We start from the raw sequence: 21988 nt of genomic DNA, 5'->3' as shown, positions 1-21988 counted from the left end.
ACCTTCCGCGCTTCCTTGAGGAGGTTTACAACCGTCGACGGCTTCACTCGGCACTCGGTTATCTCAGTCCTGTGCAATTCGAGGATCAACACACCCGGCTAACGGTCAAACCAGCAGCCTGACCCCGTCTGCTCCGAGGGGCCCACTCCAATGTGGTGCCAATAAACGAACGCTTTGATCCTGCAATATGCCCTGCGGATCGATCGCGCAGATGTTCAGTAGCACGCGATAGTATGTTGAGGAACCACTGCTGGGCCGCGTCATTCGTTGTGCGTTCGTGCCACAGAACGCCGACCTCGGCCGACTCGGATTTGTAGGGCAGCTCATACGTTGTCAGCGATTGTGTGCGGGACATTGACGCGGCTAGTGGGCGGGGCACGATCGCGGTCAACTCCGATTGCTCAAGAAGCGTCGGTAGGGCAAAAAAATGTGGCAGCGAGACCATTATCCGGGCGCTCTGGCCCGAGGTCGAAAGCGCCTTTTCCAAAGCAGCCCGATCGTACATTTCTGATCGCCGAAATAATCCGCGTTCGGATACGAACCCTTCAGCAAGCTCATTCTGTTGGCCATGCAACGAGATCGCCGCGATCGAGAGTTCCGAAAGCGACTCGACAGACAACCTTCCAAGATGTCGAGAAGATCCGGCGATTAGCACATCGTCGCACGCGAAGAGCGACTGTGACCTGAATCTGGGTGCAATGTGCGAGAAAGTCCCGATGGCGGCGTCAACGTGTCCCAGGTCGATCTGCTCAGCCAATTCGGTGGTGCTGTCGGAGCGAACAACGAGGTCGATTAGGGGCGCCTCATGCCTAAGGAGGTCTAGCAAGCGAGGTACCATCACAATCGTCACGAAATCGCTTACGGCGATCGTGAACTGCCGATTTGCGTTGGATGGCTCGAACTTAGGTACGCCAACTGCTGTCTCTAACGATTTCCATGCCTGACGTACGAGGGGGGCCATCATGAGTGCGCGGGCAGTCGGCTGCATTCCGTTCGGAGTGCGGATGAAGAGTTCGTCCCCTAGGACTTCTCTCAATCGGGCAAGGGCATGACTGACCGCGGACTGGCTCAGACATATCCTCTGACCAGCCCGGAGTACGCTGCGCTCCTCCATCACCGCGTCGAAGACCCTTAGAAGGTTTAAATCAAGCCTGTTCAGTATCGTTGTCATGATTAGCCAGGGTGGTTACGGGAGTATAGGTCAGCGACAAGTCGGATCCACGGGGCGATCGTCACACTTCGGCAGCTCGGACCTCGTCGCAAAGATCGAGAAGAAAGATCCAAGTGATGGGCGCGATGCCGCATAAATTCGGTGTCCCAGCAAGCCGAGCGCCTGTCTGACAATAAAAAGCCCGATGCCGAGGCCGTCGTTCCGCATCGGATCAAGCCGCGTGAACGCATCAAATATTCTTGGCATCTGTTCGCTAGCAATGCCGATGCCAGTGTCGTGCACCTCGATCCGAAGGTCTGAACCGCAGCGCCTGCAACCAAGAAGGATGCGTCCACCTGGTTGCGTGTACTTTATGGCGTTACTCAGCAAATTGCGCAAAGCCGCTCGCAACAGCAGACCGTCACTTCTCACTATCGCACCGGAACTAACTAAGCGAACGCTGACCCCTTTGCTCAATGCGGTTTCCTCGTTGTCCTGGTACGCCTGCCGCAAGACCTCTCCTACGCAAACCGGCGTCAGCTTGAGAGACTTGGTATGCTCCTGGATTCGAAGCGCGGTGGTAAGCAATGCCAATTGTTCCCTGAGGCGATCGATCGCGTTCTGGCCTGTCTGCAGCAGGCGTAGCTCAGCGCTGGTTCGAATTCCCATGCCAAGCAGCTCGTGTGCACTCTGGATCACTTGCAACGGCTGACGAAGATCGTGCCCCGCGATAGCGAGTAGGACCGTCTCGAACTCCGTTGCGATGTGAGATTGGCCGCTTCCCTCACTGGCATGCTCCGGCATAATCGCAATTCGGCCAGCCGCGTCTCGATCCAAGGCAATGTGTGTGGGGTGCATAGTGTTTCCTTTCAGCCTAATGGCTGTGAAAGAACATTCATTATGACGAATGGTACCCCGCATACGCCGGCGTTCGAGTTAAACGTGCTAAGAATTTGTAAAGAGGGCCAACCAGGATCAGCCGTTTTTCGGATAAGCACGAATTTTGGAGCCGCATCCAGCTAGGGCGATCCCCCATTTGATGAGCCTATCGCGCCATTCGAATTCCTAATGAATTCGCCGTGCGTTCGCTAACCTCCGCTACACTCGCAGCTGGATGGAGTATCTAGTGCTGGATCATTTTCACCCCATCTGTCCAGCAGGAGGCGAGCGGCTAGGAGATCAGGCGCTTCATCCTTCTGTAAATTGTTCCTAAATGGATCTAACTATTGCTCTGGCGCCGTGGTCGCGGCCTTGCCGATCTTCCAAGCGCGCAAAGGTGGTCGCGGAGCGCAGTTGATACGCCAGCGCGGCCTGCTGTTTACCCACTTCCAAGGATCGGCGGATCGCGTTTATCGCGCAATGACTTCCTAGTTGCGACTTCTCAGCGAGAATTTCGGCCTGTATACGAAGCAGCTCGGCAAGCTCCAGCGCAGCCCCGGAACCGTTTGCCAGATGTATAGCTTCGTCGACGATGACCAGCGCTTCGTCGAAACGTCGCAATCGCATAAGTCCCTCCGCGAGAGCGCCAGAGAATACGGTACGGAGCATGTTGTGCTGTTCAGAGTCGAGTGACGCCAACGCCTGTCGGAGCAGATCAGTGCCCGAAGCAAGCTCCCCATTGTGAAGCGAACCTCGCCCTTGAACGCTAAGCCAATGAAGCGAAACGGATCCAACCCGTGGTGTGTGGCGTAATCGCTCAATCGATCTGAAAGTTCGGCTGCACGATGGACGAGGCCAGCTCTTAGAAATACTTGCGCCGTATAGAGAGAAATGCATATCGAAATCGGATGACGGCGGACTTCCGCCTCCCGGATCGCCTGCTCCGCCGTACTAGTCGCGCGGTTTGCGTACCCGCGTAGCCAAAGCGTGCCTCCCAGACCGACGAGCGCACGCACTCGATGATCGTAGCCAAAAAAGCTCGGATCGTGCACCGCATAGTTTTTGGAGTGCGCAAAGCCCCGTTGGCAATGGCGTTGCGCAGCATCTTGACTTCCGACGCAATGATAGGCGACGCCAAGCATCCACTCGGCGGTCACTTGCCCAGCTGGAATGTTGTGACGTCTCGAAATCGTTCTTGCCTGCCTTGCCACAGCGAGAGCGCCACGAAAATCGCCCGTCCTATAAAGGAAAGTATTCAGGCGAGCTAGGAAATGAAGCTGCTGAGTGAAGTCATGTAGCTCTGTGGCAATGGCCAAGCCTCGTTCAAGACTTCCAGGAACTCCTTGGACCACCCGTAATACATCGAGGCGGCGATGCCTTCGCGGCGGCAGAGCTAGGAGATATTCTCCTCGCCGCGCAGCCCCTCCAGCACGATACGGATCTTCTCTTCGGCCGAGTAGTGCCCGCGCGTTTGGCGCCGGATGTCTTTCAGGACTCGTTCTGCCGGCGCTTTGCCCGGTCCAGAGTTTTGCTCCATCTTCGCTCCTTAAGGCTACGATGAACCAGAAATCCTCCCTTCGTGAAGTCCTTCTATTTGTCTCAAAGGTCCTGACGGCGAACAATGACCATTGTTCAGCCGCGCAATGACGTCGTTTCACTTCCACGCCGATGGCCGCCTAGGTAGTCCATGCGTAGCACGGGAGGGAAAGACGATGGTTACGGTAGAAGCTGGCGAGCGAGGACATCGACTCATAGGCCGTCTGGTTCTGCCGATCGCCGCCGTTTTGCTGGCTGTGGCCCTGGTCTGTGTTGCCGGTGTGCGTTGGAACGATTGGGTCGGGGGTACGTCAACCCAGGTCACAGATGATGTTCATGTCCGAGCCCACATTACGCGGTTGTCGGTTCGGATTGCTGGGCAGGTGCGGACTGTCGCCGTCGACCACTTTGAATCTGTCCGAGCCGGGGGCCTTCTGGCCCAAATCGATAATTCGGAATTTGCTGCGATCGTTGCCCAGGCAGAAGCCAATGTAGCTGCCGCACGGGCCGCGTTGGAGAACCTGACCAAACAAACAGAACTACAGTATGCGGCGATTGCGCAAGCGGAAGCCGCAGAGCAAGCTGCGGTGGCTCGGCAGGTCGAGACTCGGGAAGAAAATGTATTGGCGTACATCGATAGTTATTGGCTCGCGTTTGCCGCCGCCGCGGTTGGCTTGCTTCTTCTCGCGGCGATTACCGAGCCGCCGGCGGGCCCATTGCCCCCCTGTCGCCATCCTAACAACGGGACCGGCCGTCCTCAGGAGCGCGCGGCAGGCCGACCCTGGTGGAGGCAAGTCAGCATCATCAGTGAGGTCACCTCTACTTTCATGGCATTGGTTGTCGATTCCAGGCGCCTGGGCCTCCAGATCAAGCCGGCAAGGCGTCGAATCGGTGGGACCATGAAGCATGGATACAGCTCAAGAATTGAACCCGATCCCTTGCACGATCCTGATACTTGGAAGTGGATCGACGGGCCGTTAAAGCCTCCTGAGGAGGTGTAGGTTGCGCTCTCCGGGCAGATTTGGGAACGTCGGCAAGCACATGGCGGAGAGCTGCAGCATGCTCATTCACCATTGCGGTTCTTTCACTTCCTTGCGGCTGCACGTAGCGCTGGATGAGCCGATCGCGACCGCCCCAAATGGAAGCGATTTCGACCGGCATATTATTGTTTGCTCCGTCGAGCACCTCGGGGTGGCAGAGCACGTCGAAAGAGACGCCCGAGAGGTTAGAGAGTAGCTATTCATTTGCCGATACGCTCGCCCGGCTGCGGTCGAATCTTGAAGCGTCCGGGCGCTTGCGTCTGGGACCGTGCTGTAGACGAGGCTTGGTCGGATTGATCGGCCGTTCAGCAATAACGTTGCGAAGCGGCGGCTTGCTTCGATTGAAGCGATCGGCAGCCGCCTCGCTCTTCTTTGGACGGTGGCGGACTCCGACCATTACCGCTGTAACCCGAATTCGCGCTTCGCAATTGTCCCGTAGTGATCCTGGCTCAGAATTGTCCAGCGTTGAATTGTAGGAAGTCTAACCGTGCGGACGCGACCGTGCACCTGCGGCCCAGCCGCTAGCGCCGCCATCAGCGTAAACCACCAGCAAATCCCATCCTGCTCCGATCTCTCCTACGCATCACCTATCCGGGAGTACCATGCATAATATAGTTGAAGTGCTCGCATTGATTGCCGTGGGCGCAATATTGGCATGGTCTGGCCTCCGCACTTGGCTGAAACGCGTGCCATCAAATGGGGCGGTGCAGGTCTGCTAGGGGGGCTGTCCGCTGTGGCATTGTCTGTCAGCATGCTGATGTCGCTCGGGATGATCGAGCAGCATCGCCGCTCGGCCTCGATCCCGAACGTCAAGGTTACGGCGACGCCCGAGCTGCTTGCACGTGGCAAGGGCATCGCCGACGGTCTCTGTGGTGCGTGCCATTCACAGACCGGCACGCTCACCGGCGGCTACGATCTGGCCGTTGAACTCCAGTATCCAATTGGATCGTTCGTGGCTGCAAACCTAACTCCGACCGGGTCATTGAGACATTGGTCCGATGGCGAGATATTCCGCGCCATTCGTAACGGCATCGACGCGGACGGCCGATGGCTGACCATGATGTCCTCCATCAGGGCCGGGCGGTTGAGCGACGATGATATCAAGGCTTGATCGCTTATATTCGCAGTGTGGCTGCGGTAGGAAATCCGACGCCGGATCCGCCCGATCGAATGAATATCCTCGGCCTGGTCATGCTCGGTGCAGGCATGTTGCCGCCCGCCAAGCCGATCATCACAGGCCATGTCTCGGGGCCGTTGAAGGGGCCGACTTACGAATCGGAGTACATCCTGTCGTACCAAGATTGCCGCGAGTGCCACGGCGAGAAGTTGACCGGCGGCGTACCCGGGCAGCTGGCGCCGCTTGGACCCGACCTGAATCTGGTCAAGGATTGGACGCTCGCCGGCTTCACTGCAGCCATGCGCACCGGCATCGGCCCCAACGGCCATCAAATCAGCGAACAAATGCCGTGGCGTTCGGTCGGGAAAATGGATGATGACGAGCTGAAGCGATCTACCAGTATCTGACGCACATTCCCAGTTCATAGCGCCGGGGCCGTTTTTCAGGCACCAGCTCGGCTGTAATCCAAGCTCAGGCGCGACCCGTCCGAGCGCCCCGCCACGCGCGAGCGCGAGCGGCGAGGCCCCTTCCCAAGCCAATGTGAGCATAGATTTCGATCCCAGTAGTAGGCCGAGGAGGGGATCACGGCCAAGTAGGGGAGGCCTGACGGCTCGGGGCTGTTGTCAAGTACGCCTTTTCTACTGCCGAATTGAGCGAGGCAGGCGTAAGGCGTGCAGGTGGTCCGAATCGGATACTGGGTCTCGCATCTCGGCGGCGCCAGCCACCTCTTAGATTAGCCCCAATGTCCTTGACCGTCTGCCAAGCAAGAAGCTCATCGCAGCAACGGGCGCCATGATCGATTCTATGAACGAACCTTGCGCCGTCGGGCTGACGATTTAGGAGTCGTTCGCACGTGCGATTTGCGCGAGAAGACTCGCAACAATCAGAAAAGTCCTACCCGAGTGCTTCCGAACTTAGGTTGGCACAGGATACCCGTTGAGTTGACGGGAGGTGAGACGCTGCACCGGCGCAACAAACACATAGCCTCTCATGGGTACAGTCACGATGGAGCGCTGACACTTCGGAGCTAATGCACGTCTAAGCTCGCATACCTGAACTCGGATGTTTGACTCACTAACCATTAAGTCCTGCCAAACGTGCTCCAAAATCTCTCGAAGAGCCACAACTTCTCCCGATCTCTTCACCAGGAGCACTAGTATGTCGAAAGCCCGTCCTCCAAGCTCAACGTGATCCTGGCCCTCGAGCAGAAGACGTCTGCCGGGTATCAAACAATAGGGTCCAAACGTTACAACTTCTGCTTCTTGGGTTCTCGGCATATCCAGAATTTGCCCTAACACATCTTGTCGGGGCGGCATGCTAGCATGTAGGAGTTCATTGATTTGCATGGCATTTCCCAGTGTTCGATGGCCCTCAGATGATGCCTGTCGGCGCAACCAATCAAACAACGATCAGGTCCGGGGCCGCAATCGCACGTTGGTGGGACCGAGAGCTGGGGAAAGATGATAAAGCCTATACAATGGTATGGGTCACTTCAGATGGAATGCGTTGGTCCTGTTGGGTGCCTCTCGGAGCAAAGGTCGTCACCCAAACTCTCTCCAATGGCTTGGAATCGAATCTTCGAGATCCTTCGGTGGACAGTGAAGCGTTAAGGCATGACGTGCAGGCGCACGATCGATGGGCGCATCGGCGTCTCACATTGCGAGGGCACCAGAATGCCCAGAAGGGAGGAGGCGCGATTGCTGGCCACCGGCAGAGCACGTCGTCAGCGCAACGTGAACGGGCGTGCTACGTTAGGAGCCTTCACGGGCTGCCTTAGCAAAGGCACCGACGGAGGATGGACGTGCGGTACGTCGCGATAAAATGACGCAATCGGAAGATTACAGATCTGACCTGAGCCCCTGAACTTCCTCCAAAATTGGGTAGAGTCCGTCACCTTGAGGGAGACGGAGATGAAGCAGTCGAGGTTCACGGAAGAGCGGATCATTGCGATCCTGCGGGAGCAGGAAGCGGGGTCGAAGACGGGAGATGTTTGCCGCAAGCACGGGATCAGCAGCGCGAGGTTCTACAAATGGAAGGCCAAGTATGGTGGCCTGGACGTATCAGAAGCTCGGCGCCTGAAGGTCCTTGCCGACGAGAGTGCGAAGCTGAAGAAGCTGTTGGCCGAGGCGATGCTCGATAACGCCATGCTAAAGGACCTCAATTCAAAAAAATGGTGACGCCCGTCGCCAGACGGCAGGCTGTGGCTTACCTTTGTTCAAGTTTTCAGGTCAGTCAGCGGCGGGCGTGTGAAGTGATTGGGGCTGATCGGTCCACGGTTCGCTATCTCAGTCTTCGATCTGACGATACGACCATTCGCGTCCGCCTGCGCGATTTGGCGTCGGTACGCCGGCGCTTTGGCTATCGCCGTCTGCTTCTCATGCTCCGCAGTGAAGGCGTGCTTATCAACCACAAGAAGCTGAGGCGGCTGTATGCCGAGGAGCGGCTGCAGGTTCGCCGTCGAGGTGGACGTAAGAGAGCTCTCGGAACACGGGTTCCAGTGGAGTTGCCGCAGGGACCGAACCAGCGCTGGTCACTGGATTTCGTCAGCGACACGCTGACCGACAGCCGACGCTTTCGTATCCTGGCTGTCGTTGATGACTTCACCCGGGAATGCATCGCATTGGTGGCCGACACGTCGTTGTCGGGGATCCGGGTGGGTCGTGAGCTCGATGCCGCGATCGCCCGACGAGGCCGCCCAACGATGATCGTCAGCGACAATGGGACCGAGCTCACCAGCATGGCCATCCTGCGTTGGTCGCAGCTCACCCGGATCGAGTGGCATTACATCGCGCCAGGCAAGCCGCAGCAAAATGCCTTCGTGGAAAGCTTCCATGGACGACTGCGCGACGAGCTGTTGAACGAGACGCTGTTCTCGTCAATCGATCATGCTCGGGAGCTGCTTGCCGAATGGCAGGACGATTACAACACCGTGCGTCCGCACAGCGGGATCGGCAACCTGCCGCCATCAACTTACGCCAGGCTAACAGCGCCCGACATGCAACGGGACGGGACGCTGCGCCGTGTCGAGGGCTCCGCGCCCCATCCCGTTGCATCACCGAGCGACACAGGCTCAAATGACCAAAGGATTCTTCCCATCGCTGGATGATCTTTGGGGCTCAGGCCAGATCCAGAGAGAAGGACCGAGAATCTTCCTAAAGCTCTTTGTTCCTGATGACGAAATTCCTGCCCTGCCAACGTGCTGTGGTCAACTTGGCACACGAAGTAGTGGAAATGCTTCATCCGAAAAGCAGGTCTGGACCCCCCTCGCGTTGGTCGGGGGACACCAGGCTCAGCAGATTGTCGCCGGCAGGTGCAAGCGTAGGCCGATTGCTTCCCGGAGAGCACGGTCGGATAGGTAGCAGCAACTCACACCAAAATAGGGTCCGTTACTGCGTGCCGATTTCACCAGAGAGCGGTTTGCCGAACAGTTCATTGTACTCACCGTTGAAGCGCGAGAGCTGCATCTGTTCAATCGGGTTAAAATCGATCTCGCTGGTGTTGATCTTGATGCCCGGAAGGAGCGCGCCGAGCTCAATATCCTTCAAACTGGCCGCTTGCTTCATGATGTTAGCACGCGTCAAATCGTCACCGCACTGCTTGAGAACCCGTACAAGCGTCTGCGCGGTCGCGTACCCATACACGTTAAAGATGGAGCTCTTGTCGCCATCCGGAAAGTACTGATCCATGAAAGCCGTCCATTCCGTGATGGCCGTGTCATCCTTCCAGTTTGGATCGGTTGGGTCCTTGAGGTAGTTTGCAGAAATGATACCCTTAGAGTTCTCGAGTCCCGCCGGCTTGAGGACTGCACCTACCGAATTCGAGATGTTGGCCAGGATCAAGGTCGGCCTCCAACCGATTTCTGCCGCCTTCTTGATCGCTTGTGCAGCGAACTTGGGCGACGCCTCGTCGAAGAAAATGTCGGCGCCCGATGATTTCAGCGCCACCACCTTCGAGTCCACCGTCGGCTCGGTCAAATCGTACGAGATTTCGGCAACGATCATTCGCTTTGCTGCGGCTTCGCCGAGCCCGTCCTTCAAACCTTTCAAGTAGTCGCGGCCAGAATCGTCATTTTGATAAAGAATGGCGATCTTGCCCTCTGGGTGATTTTCCAGGATGTATCTTGCATAAATGCGGCCTTCGGTTTGATAGGTCGGCTGCCAACCCATAGTCCAAGGAAAGGTCTTGTAGTCGCCAAACCTGCTCGCTCCGGTTGCTACAAACAAATGAGGGACGTGCTTCTCGTTCATGTACTTTTGGATAGCCGCGTTTGTAGGGGTGCCTAAGCTCTCGAAAATGAAAAGTACCTCGTCGCCTTCGACGAGCTTCCGCGCTTGCTCCACGGTTTTTGGCGGACTAAAGGCATCGTCATAACTGATGAAACTGATCTTGCGCCCGTTGATGCCGCCGTGATCGTTCACCATCCTGAAGAAGGCCGCTTGTGTTCGACCTATTTGCGCGTAAGCCGACAAGGGCCCGCTATACGGCATGATATTCCCGACCTTGATCTCGGTATCTGATGCGCCGGGGTCATAATGTTTCTGAGCAGCACTCGGACCTGCGGTGAACGCAAGTGTCAACGCGACGGATACCAGCAGAATGAAGCGGAGCTGCATCATGTCAACCATCCCCTTGCCATTTGGAAAAGTGGCGCGACAACACTTGGAGCAACGCGTAATACTGTCTTCTGGTCCCGAGGACTAAGTGTTCCTTCTCGGGGCTTCTGTTCAAGAGCCGTATTTTACAGATCCTCGCGCACCCGGCCACCTCCCTTTGGCTTAGTCCCGTTTATACCAACGTATGATGGGAGGGCTTTTTGGCACTGCGGCAAAGCAAGCCAGTGCTCGCTCATTACGGGCCGAAGAACAAGCTGTACCTTCGTCTGCGTCGTCGGGCCCGCAACTTGGCAACTCGAACTGTCTAAGCCAATCTTATTGGACTATCCTATTGAAAGCGCAGTTTATCGGCGAAGCGTGGGGCCAATTGCCGTTTTGCGCTCGACGTAGGAAAGCTTCCACGAGATTGCGTGAAAATGCTACTCTGACCGGACACAAACTCTGCTTCGCCCTTTTGTGGCTCTTACCCTTTTTGGCGAGGCGGTGTCCGCGCCTCCTGACCAACAACGGTTTGCGAGTGGGACCATTTCCAATGGTGAACGCGAGCGGAATAGACGTCCTTGAGATTTTGTCCGAAGACGGCGGGCTCATATTCGGCCGAGGTTCACGGTTAGCCGCAGGAGGGCAGCGCCAGCAAGTACTGGTTGCCCTTCCGGCTGCGAAACGAGCAGAAGCGAGCACTCTTAATCGTCTGGCGCATGAGTATTCGTTGAGAGATGAACTCAAAGGCGACTGGGCGGTGCAGCCGAGTGAACTCCTGACGGACTGCGGTCAGAGCATTCTCCTGTTTGAAGATTCGGGCGGCAAGTTGCTCAGCTCGCTACTCGACGCTCCGATCGGCATAGAGATCTTCCTACGAATTGCCCGTGGCCTTGCGGCGGCCCTACAAAAGGTCCATGAGCAAGGCCTGGTCCATAAAGATATCAAGCCCAGTCACATTCTGATCAACTCGGCTACGGGTGAGGTCCGGCTCACCGGCTTCGGCATCGCGTCACGCCTCTTCCGAGAACGCCAGGCGCCATCTCCCCCGGAATCGATCGCCGGCACTCTCGCCTATATGGCCCCGGAACAAACCGGGAGAATGAACCGCTCGATCGATTCCAGGAGCGACCTGTACTCCTTGGGCGTCACGCTCTATCAGATGCTCACGGGCGCGCTCCCCTTCAGCGCGTGCGATCCCATCGAATGGGTTCATTGCCACATTGCTCGAACGCCAATACCACCGAACCAGCGGTCGGATAATACTCCCTCGCCGGTCTCTCAACTTGTGATGAAGCTCCTCGCCAAGACTGCGGAGGAGAGATATCAGACGGCTGCGGGAGTCGAACACGATCTTCGGCGATGTCAGGCCGAATTCGAGAAACGGCACCGAATTGACGAATTTCAGCTCGCGGAGCACGATCTGATAGGCCGGCTTCAGATCCCTGAAAAGCTCTACGGTCGTGCGCACGAAATAGACTGTTTGCTTAGCACGTTTGACCGAGTCGTAACCACTGGTGTGCCCGAATTAGTTCTCGTATCCGGATATTCAGGCATCGGCAAGTCATCTGTAGTTAATGAGCTTCACAAGGTCCTGGTGCCGCCGCGAGGGCTGTTTGCCTCTGGCAAGTTCGGTCAGTATGAACGTCACATTCCGTATGCCACCGTAGCGCAGGCCTTTCGAACTCTCGTCCGCCAGATTCTAGGCGAAGGCGAAGCGGAGCTCCAACGCTGGCAACATGAGTTGCGCAGCGCGCTTGGCGAAAATGGCGGGCTGATTGTGAATCTCATCCCCGAGCTGGAACTCCTCATTGGCAAGCAACCGCCAGTCGCTGATCTATCTCCTCAGGATGCGCAGCGCCGTTTTCAGACAGTGTTACGACGATTTATTTCTGTGTTCGCGCGTCCTGAGCACCCGCTGGCGCTTTTCCTTGACGATCTGCAATGGCTCGATGTCGCAACGCTGGATCTAATCGAAAGCCTTACCGCGCAATCGGATGTGCGGCATCTGTTGCTGATTGGTGCTTATCGAGACAATGAAGTCACGGCTACGCATCCCCTCTTCGAAAAGATCGACGCGATCCGTCGAGGCGGCGCAACAATACAAGAAGTTTCATTAGCGCCGCTGACTTTCGCAGACCTTTCGGAGCTGATCTCAGACTCCTTACGCTGCGAGGCTAATGTCGCCGAACCGCTCGTGAGATTGGTTCACGTAAAGACTGGCGGAAATCCATTTTTCTCAATTCACTTTCTTTCTTCACTCGCGAATGACGCTTTACTCACGTTCGACGCCGCGAATGCGCGATGGTGCTGGGATCTCAATTGCATTCACGGCAAGGGTTACACCGATAACGTCGTCGATCTCATGGCAAAACAACTCGGTCGATTACCGGCAAGAACTCAGGAAGCGCTCTGCCAGCTCGCCTGTGTCGGTTCCAGTGCGATGTTTGGGCTACTCGAAATGGTCTGCGAGATATCGCAGGAAGATCTTCATGTATGTCTCTGGGAGGCGGTGCGAGCCGAGCTCATTCTTCGCTTAGACGATGCATATGCATTTCAACACGATCGTATCCAGGAAGCGGCCTATTTGCTCGTCCCCGAGGAAGCGCGCGCCGAGCGCCACCTACGCATAGGCAGACTGCTCTTCGCGCATACGCCGGCGCAAAAACTCGAAGAGGCGATCTTCGACATCGTCGGGCATTTCAATCGAAGTGCGGCATTGATCACCTCTCAAGGAGAAATGGAGCAAGTTGCACAGCTCAATCTACTTGCTGGCAAACGTGCTAAGAACGCAGCCGCCTACTCATCTGCACAGACTTATCTTGCTGTCGGCCGGTCGCTCTTAGGAAGCGATTGCTGGTCGCGGCTATACACCCTAGCTTTCGAGCTGGAATACAACCTCGCCGAGTCGGAATTTCTGACGAACGATTTGGAGCCGGCTGAAGAGCGATTACTCCTGCTTGCGAACCGCGTGAAGAATGTCGTCCACCTAGGCGCTGTCGCTTCCCTCCGCGTCGATCTTTATGTGATGCTCGCTCGCTCGGAGCGCTCCGTCGAGGTGGGACTGGAGTATCTTCGAAAGGTGGGCATTGAATGGTCGCCTCATCCAACGAGCGAGGAGGTGAGGGAAGAGTACGAAGGGCTTAGGGATCAACTCAGAAGATACTCTATCGAGGATTTGCTTGATCTTCCGTTGATGGAGGACGCCGGCACGCTTGCGACGATGAACGTCCTCTCCAAGCTCATGCCGTCCGGCAACAACACAGACTACAATCTGAACTGCCTGCTGATCGCGCGCATGGTGAACCTGAGCCTCTTGCACGGCAACAGCGATGCATCCTGTCTCGGATATGTTTCGCTAGCCTTGGTTTTGGCAACCGACTTTGGCGATTATATCACCGCGGAACGCTTAGCGCAGCTCAGCCTCGATCTCGTCGACAAGCGCGGAATGGACCCGCTCAAGGCCCGCATCTATCTAAGGGTCGGAGGGGCTATTAGCCCCTTGATCCGCCACTTTCGTTTTGGGCGCCTGCTCGTGGTACGAGGCAGCGAAGAGGGCGATAAGGTCGGCGACATCCTTTACGCTGGTCATTGCCGCTCACACGTAATCAAGAGCTTGATTGCATCTGGTGAGCCTCTTGATGTGGTAGAAAGAGAAGCCCTGGCGGCCCTCGATTTCGCGCGTAGGACAGGTTCCAGTTTTGTTTTCCTCCTCATCCTCAATAAGCTCTACTTCGTTCGTACTCTGAGGGGACGGCCTTTAGATCTAAGATTGTTCGATAATACCGAGATCGATCAGGCCGACTATGAAAGTTATCTTGCTGCAGACCCGAATTTGACCAATCCTTCGTACGCATATTGGACCAGAAAATTGCAGGCTTGTGTCTTCGCGCAAGAATTTTCGTCGGCACTTCAAGCCGCGAGAAAAGCGCAAGGCATGCTCAATGGCCCGTCTCCAGTCGAGCGAGCCGAGTACCATTTTTATTCCGCATTGGCGCGAGCAGGGGCGGTCGTCAGTTTTGAAGACGTCGAACCCGACGAGAGGAGGGCGGTACAGGAAGCATTGACGGCCCATCACAAGCAACTTCAGATCTGGGCTCAACAATGTCCTGAAAATTTCGAGAACCGCGCGGCGCTCATTGCCGCGGAAATGGCCCGCCTCGACGGGCGCGACCTTGATGCTCAGCAACTGTACGATCAGGCGATCCGTTCGGCTCAGCTCAATGGGTTTGTGCACAACGAGGCTTTAGCGTGCGAGACGGCTGCGCGCTTTTACGAATCGCGGGGCCTCACGGCGATGGCGGATCTCCTTCGTGAAAAGGCCCGAGATGGTTATTTGCGGTGGGGCGCCGGGGCGAAGGTACGGCAACTCGAGTCCCTCTATCTCCACTTGGAGAGGAGTGAGTTGCGCGGCGCAAAGACAGAAATGTTGACGCCAGATCAACAGCTCGACGTCGCCGCTGTGGTGAAGGCATCACAAGCCTTGTCCGGTGAGATCCTTCTGCCGCGCTTGATCGAACGTTTAATGACGATTGCCATGCAAAGTGCGGGAGCAGATCGGGGCTTATTAATCCGCCCAAGCGAAGGTGATTACCGGATTGAAGCAGAGGCACGGAGTGATGGTGACTGTATCGTTCTGGATTATGGCTCAGACGCAAGTGGGATACTTCCTGTAAGTGTCGTTCGGTATGTAATGAGAACACACGAGACTGTGCTTCTCGACGATGGGTCCAAACAACATCTATTCTCAGAAGAATATTTCCGAGTTGGAGGGGTGCGATCTGTACTTTGCGTTCCGCTTCTTCGTCAGGGAATACTGGTGGGAGTGATCTATCTGGAGAACGCGCTCGCATCCCACGTCTTCACGCCTGAGCGGGCGAGGCTCTTGGAGCTCCTGGGTTCGCAAGCGGCGATTTCGCTCGAGAACACCCGCCTTTATGGCGACTTACAGGAGCGTGAAGCGAAGGTTCGTCGGCTGGTCGAGTCCAACATAATCGGCATATGCATTTATGACGGCCAAAGCCGTATCACAGAGGCGAATGACGCGTTTCTGGGCATCGTAGGCTATAGCCGGGATGACATCTCTTCTAGTCGGCTTAGCTTTAACGACTTGGCACCTCCGGAAAGGAGTGCTGCTGACGTGCGGCTGTTGTTCGAGATTGCGTCGGCGGGAAGCTCGGAGCCTGCCGAAGAGGTCTTTGTGAGAAAAGGCGGGGGTCGCGTTCCAGTACTTGTGGGAGGAGCGTCGTTCGGCGAGCCACCACACCAGGGTGTAGCCTTTGTCCTAGACTTGACAGAGCGAAAGCGCGCTCAGGAAGAGCTGGCGCACGCGAATCGAGTAGCCACAATGGGTCAGCTCTCTGCCTCCATAGCACACGAGGTCAACCAACCGCTTGCTGCGCTGCTTACAAATGCCGGAACGGCAGCGCGCTGGCTCGCTCGTCAGCCACCGAACTTGGAAAAAGCCAAGCCGTTGATCGACCGCGTTATCGCAGACGGTAAACGCGCCGCTGACATTCTTAGCCGTATCCGTGATTTCTCGAAAAAAGCCCCTGCGCGAGCAGAGGAGTTAGACATCAACAAGGTGATTTTGGAGATCGTCGGGCTAACTCGTGTTGTTCTGTCCGAGCATAGCGTTTCACTTAAGATGGTACTCTCGGAAGATCTGCCGCACATATTTGCAGATAGAATCCAGTTGCAGCAAGTGATCCTGAACTTGATCATGAACGCCATCGAAGCTATGAACACAGCTACTGAAGGATCGCGCATGATATCGATCGGAACGAGTGTTGCCGATCCTACCGGTGTCCTTGTAGCCGTAAGCGACTCGGGGCCGGGGCTCTCGGCGGGAGACGCCGAACGTATCTTCGAGCCGTTCTTTACAACGAAATCAACCGGGTTAGGGATGGGCTTATCGATCTGTAGATCGATTGTCGACGCGCACGGCGGACGGCTATGGGCGACTCCGAACAGGCCTCAGGGCGCTGTCTTTTGCATGCTGCTGCCTGCTGGAAAATGAATTCAGATAAGATGCTCGCCGGTGGCGTTCTTATCGACTGGTACGCAAGCGTTTGCGGCTGCGCTGCCTGTGACGGTACATCTCTGGAGACGGCGAGTGACTTTTTGCTAGCCTCCAGGATTGCTACGGCGAGCTTTCAAAGCGTCGGCCATTCGGACCAACTCGGCAAAGCTTTGCGCCATCATTTTGTGCATGACCGCGCCACGGTGAATCTTGACCGTGATCTCGCTGATACCGAGATCGCTAGCTACCTGTTTATTCATCTTGCCGGCGGTAACGTGCCACATGATCTCCTGCTCCCGGCGTGAGAGAGCCTTGTATCGCTCCTCTAGCTGAGAAAGATCGTACTCAGAACTTCGGCGTTGGCGGTCCCGGTCAATGGCAGTAATGACTGCGTCCAGCATGTCCTGGTCGCGAAACGGCTTTGGGAGAAAATCCACGGCGCCGTGCTTCATGGCACGAACCGACATCGAAATGTCGCCGAAGCCTGTGATCATCACCACCGGCATGCCGACGCCGATTTGACTCAGACGTCCTTGGAATTCTAGACCGTTTACGTCCGGCAAGCGGACATCCAGAACGATACAGCCTGGCCGGTCGGCCCGCCTAGCCGAAAGAAAGTCCTCCGCTGTTGCATAGGTCTGAGTTTGTAGGCCCACTGAATCAAAGAGATCCGCTAACGCGCTTCGCATAGACGCGTCGTCATCAACCACATGCACCAGGGGCTTTGTCTTCTCTCCAGATAGCATGCTCCTAGTTTAAACCCTATCTCGGGTCAACTGCTATCAAAATGGCACGGATGTTGCGATCAAAGCTGGTATAGGCCGAGGATGCCTGCATCCCCAGATCTTTGCGAAAAAGTCGTCCGGTGACAACGGCTTAGATAGGGCATCGGACTTTAAGCAAACGGCTGAAATAAGGGTACCAGTATAGACCTATCAAGATTCAACCGTGCCGGGCGGACAAGGTAACACTCTCGTATGATTTCGCCAAACCTCGGCTCGTGCGAGTGTACTGCGTGCTCCACGCTTCCCAGCTGAAGTTGAATGCAAAGTGCCGAGAGAGCTCGAGATCGCAGTCATCGATGATGATGAACCATTCCGGATGGCGCTGGTGGAGTCGCTTTCCTCGCTGGGGTTTGGTGCTGATGGATACACTTCCGCGGAGGCGTATACTAGCACAGTTGCAATCGTATCATGCGATTGCATCGTCACAGACATTCATATGCCCGGAATGAGTGGGCTAGAGCTGATTAAATGGCTGAAGGCTCGCGGGTCAGTAGTTCCTGTTGTGCTGATTACTGCACACACAGAGGAAAACCTGGAGGGCAGAGCAGCCTCTGCCGGTGCAGCGGGCTTGCTTCGTAAGCCGTTTGAAATAGATGATCTTGTCGAATGCATTGAGCGGACGCTGCGTGCATCGAGGTGAGCGGATGGCCGGCATTTTGCGGGATTGATGGCGAGTAAACCAGACGAAGCCTCTGGATGGGGACGCTCGTTGAGTCGCAGGCGACCCCCGCATGTGGCGTGAGAGCGAGATCGAGATGCTGTGAAAGGTCTGTAGCCGGGCCGCGGGTACGCACGCTGCCCTCGGTACAAGTCGAGGATTGTCGTGGTGCTGGAAGTGAAGAGCTGAGCGCCGCGGGTAGTTACGGCGACACGGTAGCTTGCGCATGCGCGGGCGTTTGTTGATGCAAAGCCGAAATTCGTCGACCTCAATGGATCGCCGAGTTTGCGCCTATCTTGCTCGTGCGGCCTCAACGTTGATAATGGCAATTAGTGGGCGGACCAGAGCGCAAATGTTTTGCGGGGGGCGATTGCCGATCTCTTCCCACGAGCCACACGACTTCCCCGAGCTCAGCGCGACTGCTTGACCAAAAGCTGGCGTTCTGCAGAGGCACTCCTGGGGTCGCGGCTTGCCTCTGCGCTCCTTCGGCGGAATCTAGGGCGCGTGATCCTCACGCCACACGCCTACGAACGCCATTGCGGGGCATCAATTGCCCTGAATGCGGTTCGTGGCCGGACGATGTTCGATTGCACGTCTCGAGCTACGCTTCGTCAGTCGGAGCTGCGGAGCTGCGGAGCCGTGGTGCCGACGATCGGACCGACTTCGAGCTGGCTAAGCTTGCGGTCACGGGGTTGCGCAACAGTCAGTAGCAAGGCGATCAGTCAGCGCGAGCGCGCGGCGACCGCCACTAAACGGTAGCGGCCCGTGTTGTACGATGTGGCAGAGGCCGGCTTTGACCCGCAGCTCACCTCGACGGTTCAGCCGCCGTCGTGTTCGCGCGGGGCCTTGACGCTTGTGCACTCGGGCAAGGCCTCGCCTATTTCGTGATCTCTCCCTGGGTTAGCAAAAATGTTGCGATGCAACTTGACACCGAATCTGACTCGGCATCCGCCCAGGACAGTACGAATGAGGAGGTCAACCATTCGTCTCAAGGCCGACCGCGTTACTATAAGTCTAGCAGAGCGGCGCGGCGCCTAACAATCGTAGACAATGGGTGCTCAATGGATCGACGAGTGTTCGTTGCGGTCATTCTCGCGCCGTTTTTGGGCCTGTCTCGCGCGCGCAGTCACGTAAAAGCAAGCAGGTCATGACGGTCGTAGATTGGCGTCCGAGCGCGTACCACTGTTTCAACGGCTTGATCACTTCTCGCGCTTCGCCTTCCTCGACCAACTACCTCCGTCCCACGATGTTTTTCGTTGCCTGGTGCGCTCCAGTGCCCTTCGCAGTCCAGCGGTCGTGCAGAGTCCTCATCTGGCGGCTGCAATCGTTTCATTTCCGTAGTTAACGTCGCATCGCTATCAATGATGAACGATCTGGAGCGAGCGATCCAACACGAGGATCGCACAGAAGTTGCAGATGAGGCGCTCTCCGACCGCAGCGGTCGCTTAGCTTTGAAGCGGGACCTCCGTGCGTCTTCACTCTGAAAGGAAAAAAGATGTGTGCGAAGACCCCAAAAGATGGCACCCAACATGTATGCAGTGTGGATTGCGATCATGGAAGTGATCCAACGTCCGTAGCCATCGATGGGGTGCGAATTCCGGACAGTAAAATGGCCCAGGAATTAAGGCAGCTGATCCGCGACACCGAAACGGATCTTCTCTTCAATCATTCAACGCGCGTCTATTTTTTCGGGGCTCTGACCGGAAAACGACGTCGCCTGAGGTTTGACCACGAGCTTCTCTACGTCGGCGCGATGTTTCACGACATAGGTCTTACGGAACGATATCAGGCATCCGCCAACCGTTTCGAAGTCGACAGCGCCAATGCCGCTCGAGACTTCCTGAGAAGGCACGGGATCCCCGAAAGGGGCGTCGAAGCAGTGTGGGACGCGGTCTCGCTGCATACCACGCCGGGAATTCCCGAGCATAAGCAAGCCGAGGTGGCCCTTTTGACTTCCGGAGTAGAAATGGACGTTATGGGCCTCGCATACGAGCAGTTTACCGAAGCCCAACGTAACGCAGTTCTGGCAGCTTATCCACGTGGCGACTCGTTTAAGAACGACATCATCGAAGCGTTCTATAACGGGATGAAGCACAGGCCGAACAGTACATTCGGGACCGTCAATGACGACGTGCTCGCTTACCGCGACCCCCACTTCCAGAGAGTGGATTTCTGCAAACTTATATTGCAGTCGCCTTGGAGTGGGTAACGGGTCCCATCGCAGCCCACTCCCGCCCGATAATGTATCCGAATTCTAGGTTTTCGGATTTCGTATCGAGCCAAACGCGAGAGCACAGATGATAGAGAGATGATTCCCGGTCCGCATGAAGTCGCAGCTTTAGACTGAACGCATGTCAATCAGAGATGACAGGCCGACCAAAGTGTTGCGTTTGACGAGAACCCTATCGATAGCCATCGAGGATAAGTCATGTCTTGCAAGTGGATCGCAGCGGCTTTCACGATACTGTTGGCGACCCGATTGGAGGCCGCCGGTCAGACCGCGCGGACTGGCAAAGAGCCCTGGCCCATTCGGAATGGTCATAATAACCAGCCGACGGCGCAAGAGCTCAGAGCTTTAGGTCGGGAGGATGTCACACCCGACGAAGCGCGCGAAATCGATCGATTGTACGATCAGCTCTTGACGAATGAAAAAAAAGCTTTGAAGCCCAAGCCGTCTTCTGGACGCTAGCCGATCGGTCGGACACTAAAGGTCCGTTGAATCGCGCCACAGCAGGTCTAGAGCACACTGCATCAACGAGCGAGTGAACAAGCCCTGCCACGCAGCAGCCACGCGGTCGCTAAATGCAATTCGACAAACTGTCGTTTGATAGCGCAGACAGCATCTTAGTAGCTGAACGCGTCCATGGTCGTGGATATCTAATGTGCCGAGGTGCTCGCGCCTGTAGGTCCTCGGTCCATACACTGTCATCGGCGCCAGGTTTATTTCCGGACAGCGAACGCTATTTTCAATCCAGGCAAGCGCAACGCATGCAAAACATCTCTGACGCATATGGCCAACTCGTTGCGCCGATTGCGTTGGGAAAGGAGATCCAGTCATGGCAATCAGCCGGCTTACGATTCCATCGATCGCCGTATTCATTTCGGCTCTTGCTTTTGGATATGCGGCCCCCGTAACCGCCACCGCGCCGATAAAGGGAGACTATTTCCATACTGGGGCCGGCGCGCATTATCTTGAGCGAGCCAAGGGCGACATCGTCACTGTGCCTTTTCGCGGCAACATCAATGTCCTTATGGGATCCGGCGCGAATATCGTGGTTCTCTCCGGAAGCGAGGGTAAGTTCCTCGTCGATTCGGGCATCAAGCCTTCAAAAGAAAAGTTGCAGGAGGCTCTCAATAACCTCAGCCCGTCACCGTTGAAATACGTCGTAAACACTCATTGGCACTGGGATCATACCGACGGAAACGAGTGGATGCATGCAGCCGGCGCCTCGATCATTGCGCAGATAAATACGCTGAAGCATCTTGCCGAGACCGCTCACGTCGATGATTGGAATTGGACGTTCGATCCCGTTCCAGCCGGCGCGCGCCCGACGATCCTCGTGGAAAATGAGAAAGAGTTCACCTTCGCAGGTGACACTATAAAGGTGGAGCATTTCGGCGCCGGCCATACCGATGGCGATGTGGTGGTGTATTTCGAAAAGGCCGATGTGATGGCCCTCGGCGACGCGTTCTGGAACGGAAACTATCCGTTCATCGACAACGAAGACGGCGGCAGCGTCAATTCGGCCATCGCATTTGCCAATAAGATTATCGACCACACCACGGATAAAACAATCCTGGTTCCGGGTCATGGGCAGGTCGGCAACCGCGCTCAATTGATTGAATTTCGCGATATGCTGGTCGCGGTGCGCGATAAGGTCGCTGCACTGAAGTCACAGGGAAAATCCCTCGAAGAAGTCATAGCGGCGAAGCCGACCGCCGCCTTCGACGCGAAGTGGGGAAGATTCGTAATCGGTCCGGAATTCTTCACAAAGCTTGTGTACGAAGGACTTCCGGCACGTTCGCAGGAAGACCCATCGTGAACGTCGTGCAATCTACGTTCGAAGGCGATCTGTCCACACGTGCCAGTCGGTCGCCAACGCTTTCGAAAAGCATAGCGCCGACGTTGCGCGGTGGCCGACCGGCATGAGTTCGGCCGATATTTCGCCGCTGGCACCACGAGACGATCCGCAAGGTGATGCCGGTCGA

Annotated in this window: 13 protein-coding genes and 1 pseudogene; 8 read left to right on the top strand and 6 right to left on the bottom strand. The window is 56.3% G+C overall.

Annotated features, from left to right (window positions below):
* Positions 1 to 85: 85 nt before the first annotated feature.
* The 4 genes and pseudogenes from CT676_RS32990 to CT676_RS32975 all read right to left on the bottom strand — a co-directional run.
* Positions 86 to 1171 (bottom strand): LysR family transcriptional regulator, encoded by a 1086-nt coding sequence (locus CT676_RS32990; protein ID WP_135216221.1) that lies wholly within the window; start codon positions 1169 to 1171, stop codon positions 86 to 88.
* 30 nt (positions 1172 to 1201) lie between these two features.
* Positions 1202 to 2008 carry a HAMP domain-containing sensor histidine kinase gene (locus CT676_RS32985; protein ID WP_167768236.1) on the bottom strand — a complete coding sequence of 269 codons (807 nt, stop codon included), beginning with the start codon at positions 2006 to 2008 and terminating at the stop codon, positions 1202 to 1204.
* Positions 2009 to 2359: 351 nt separating this feature from the next.
* Positions 2360 to 2656, bottom strand: coding sequence for a hypothetical protein (locus CT676_RS46305; protein WP_343287555.1), 297 nt, complete (start codon positions 2654 to 2656; stop codon positions 2360 to 2362).
* Positions 2657 to 3359: 703 nt separating this feature from the next.
* Positions 3360 to 3566 (bottom strand): annotated as a pseudogene (locus CT676_RS32975) (transposase); the annotation flags it as partial.
* Positions 3567 to 3741: 175 nt separating this feature from the next.
* Between CT676_RS32975 and CT676_RS32970 the strand changes: the two are divergent.
* From CT676_RS32970 to CT676_RS32955, 4 genes are all read left to right on the top strand, one after another.
* The gene (locus CT676_RS32970; RefSeq protein ID WP_167768234.1) at positions 3742 to 4566 is read left to right on the top strand and encodes a biotin/lipoyl-binding protein; all 825 of its coding nucleotides are present in this window, start codon (positions 3742 to 3744) and stop codon (positions 4564 to 4566) included.
* 694 nt (positions 4567 to 5260) lie between these two features.
* Positions 5261 to 5716, top strand: coding sequence for a hypothetical protein (locus tag CT676_RS45485; protein ID WP_244623337.1), 456 nt, complete (start codon positions 5261 to 5263; stop codon positions 5714 to 5716).
* The gene (locus CT676_RS45480; protein WP_244623336.1) at positions 5713 to 6129 is read left to right on the top strand and encodes a hypothetical protein; all 417 of its coding nucleotides are present in this window, start codon (positions 5713 to 5715) and stop codon (positions 6127 to 6129) included. The genes CT676_RS45485 and CT676_RS45480 overlap by 4 nt, the downstream gene beginning before the upstream one ends.
* A 1503-nt stretch (positions 6130 to 7632) precedes the next feature.
* Positions 7633 to 8828 (top strand): IS3 family transposase gene (locus CT676_RS32955; protein WP_135216216.1). Its coding sequence is split into 2 segments (ribosomal slippage): positions 7633 to 7882 and positions 7882 to 8828, totalling 1197 coding nucleotides; the frame shifts between segments, so codons are not numbered across the junction.
* Between the two features lie 280 nt (positions 8829 to 9108).
* Here CT676_RS32955 and CT676_RS32950 read toward each other — a convergent pair.
* Positions 9109 to 10335, bottom strand: a complete 1227-nt coding sequence (locus tag CT676_RS32950) for an ABC transporter substrate-binding protein (protein ID WP_244623340.1) — start codon at positions 10333 to 10335, stop codon at positions 9109 to 9111.
* A gap of 532 nt (positions 10336 to 10867) precedes the next feature.
* Here CT676_RS32950 and CT676_RS32945 point away from each other — a divergent pair.
* Positions 10868 to 16333 (top strand): AAA family ATPase, encoded by a 5466-nt coding sequence (locus tag CT676_RS32945; protein WP_135216214.1) that lies wholly within the window; start codon positions 10868 to 10870, stop codon positions 16331 to 16333.
* Between the two features lie 107 nt (positions 16334 to 16440).
* Here the strand turns inward: CT676_RS32945 and CT676_RS32940 are convergent, their stop codons facing one another.
* Positions 16441 to 17082 (bottom strand): response regulator transcription factor, encoded by a 642-nt coding sequence (locus tag CT676_RS32940; RefSeq protein WP_135216213.1) that lies wholly within the window; start codon positions 17080 to 17082, stop codon positions 16441 to 16443.
* A gap of 304 nt (positions 17083 to 17386) precedes the next feature.
* Here CT676_RS32940 and CT676_RS32935 point away from each other — a divergent pair, with 304 nt between their 5' ends.
* The 3 genes from CT676_RS32935 to CT676_RS32925 all read left to right on the top strand — a co-directional run bounded on the left by CT676_RS32935 (position 17387) and on the right by CT676_RS32925 (position 21822).
* A complete protein-coding gene (locus CT676_RS32935) occupies positions 17387 to 17761 on the top strand; it encodes a response regulator (RefSeq protein ID WP_135216212.1) in 375 nt (124 codons plus the stop codon).
* Between the two features lie 1627 nt (positions 17762 to 19388).
* Positions 19389 to 19988, top strand: coding sequence for an HD domain-containing protein (locus CT676_RS32930; RefSeq protein ID WP_244623335.1), 600 nt, complete (start codon positions 19389 to 19391; stop codon positions 19986 to 19988).
* A gap of 847 nt (positions 19989 to 20835) precedes the next feature.
* Complete coding sequence (locus CT676_RS32925) at positions 20836 to 21822, top strand: MBL fold metallo-hydrolase (RefSeq protein WP_135216210.1); 987 nt, start codon at positions 20836 to 20838, stop codon at positions 21820 to 21822.
* Positions 21823 to 21988: the final 166 nt, after the last annotated feature.

The sequence above is a fragment of the Bradyrhizobium sp. MOS001 genome, assembly GCF_004634465.1.
Taxonomy (GTDB): Bacteria; Pseudomonadota; Alphaproteobacteria; order Rhizobiales; family Xanthobacteraceae; genus Bradyrhizobium; species Bradyrhizobium barranii.
This window is presented reverse-complemented; position numbering and strand designations above follow the sequence as displayed.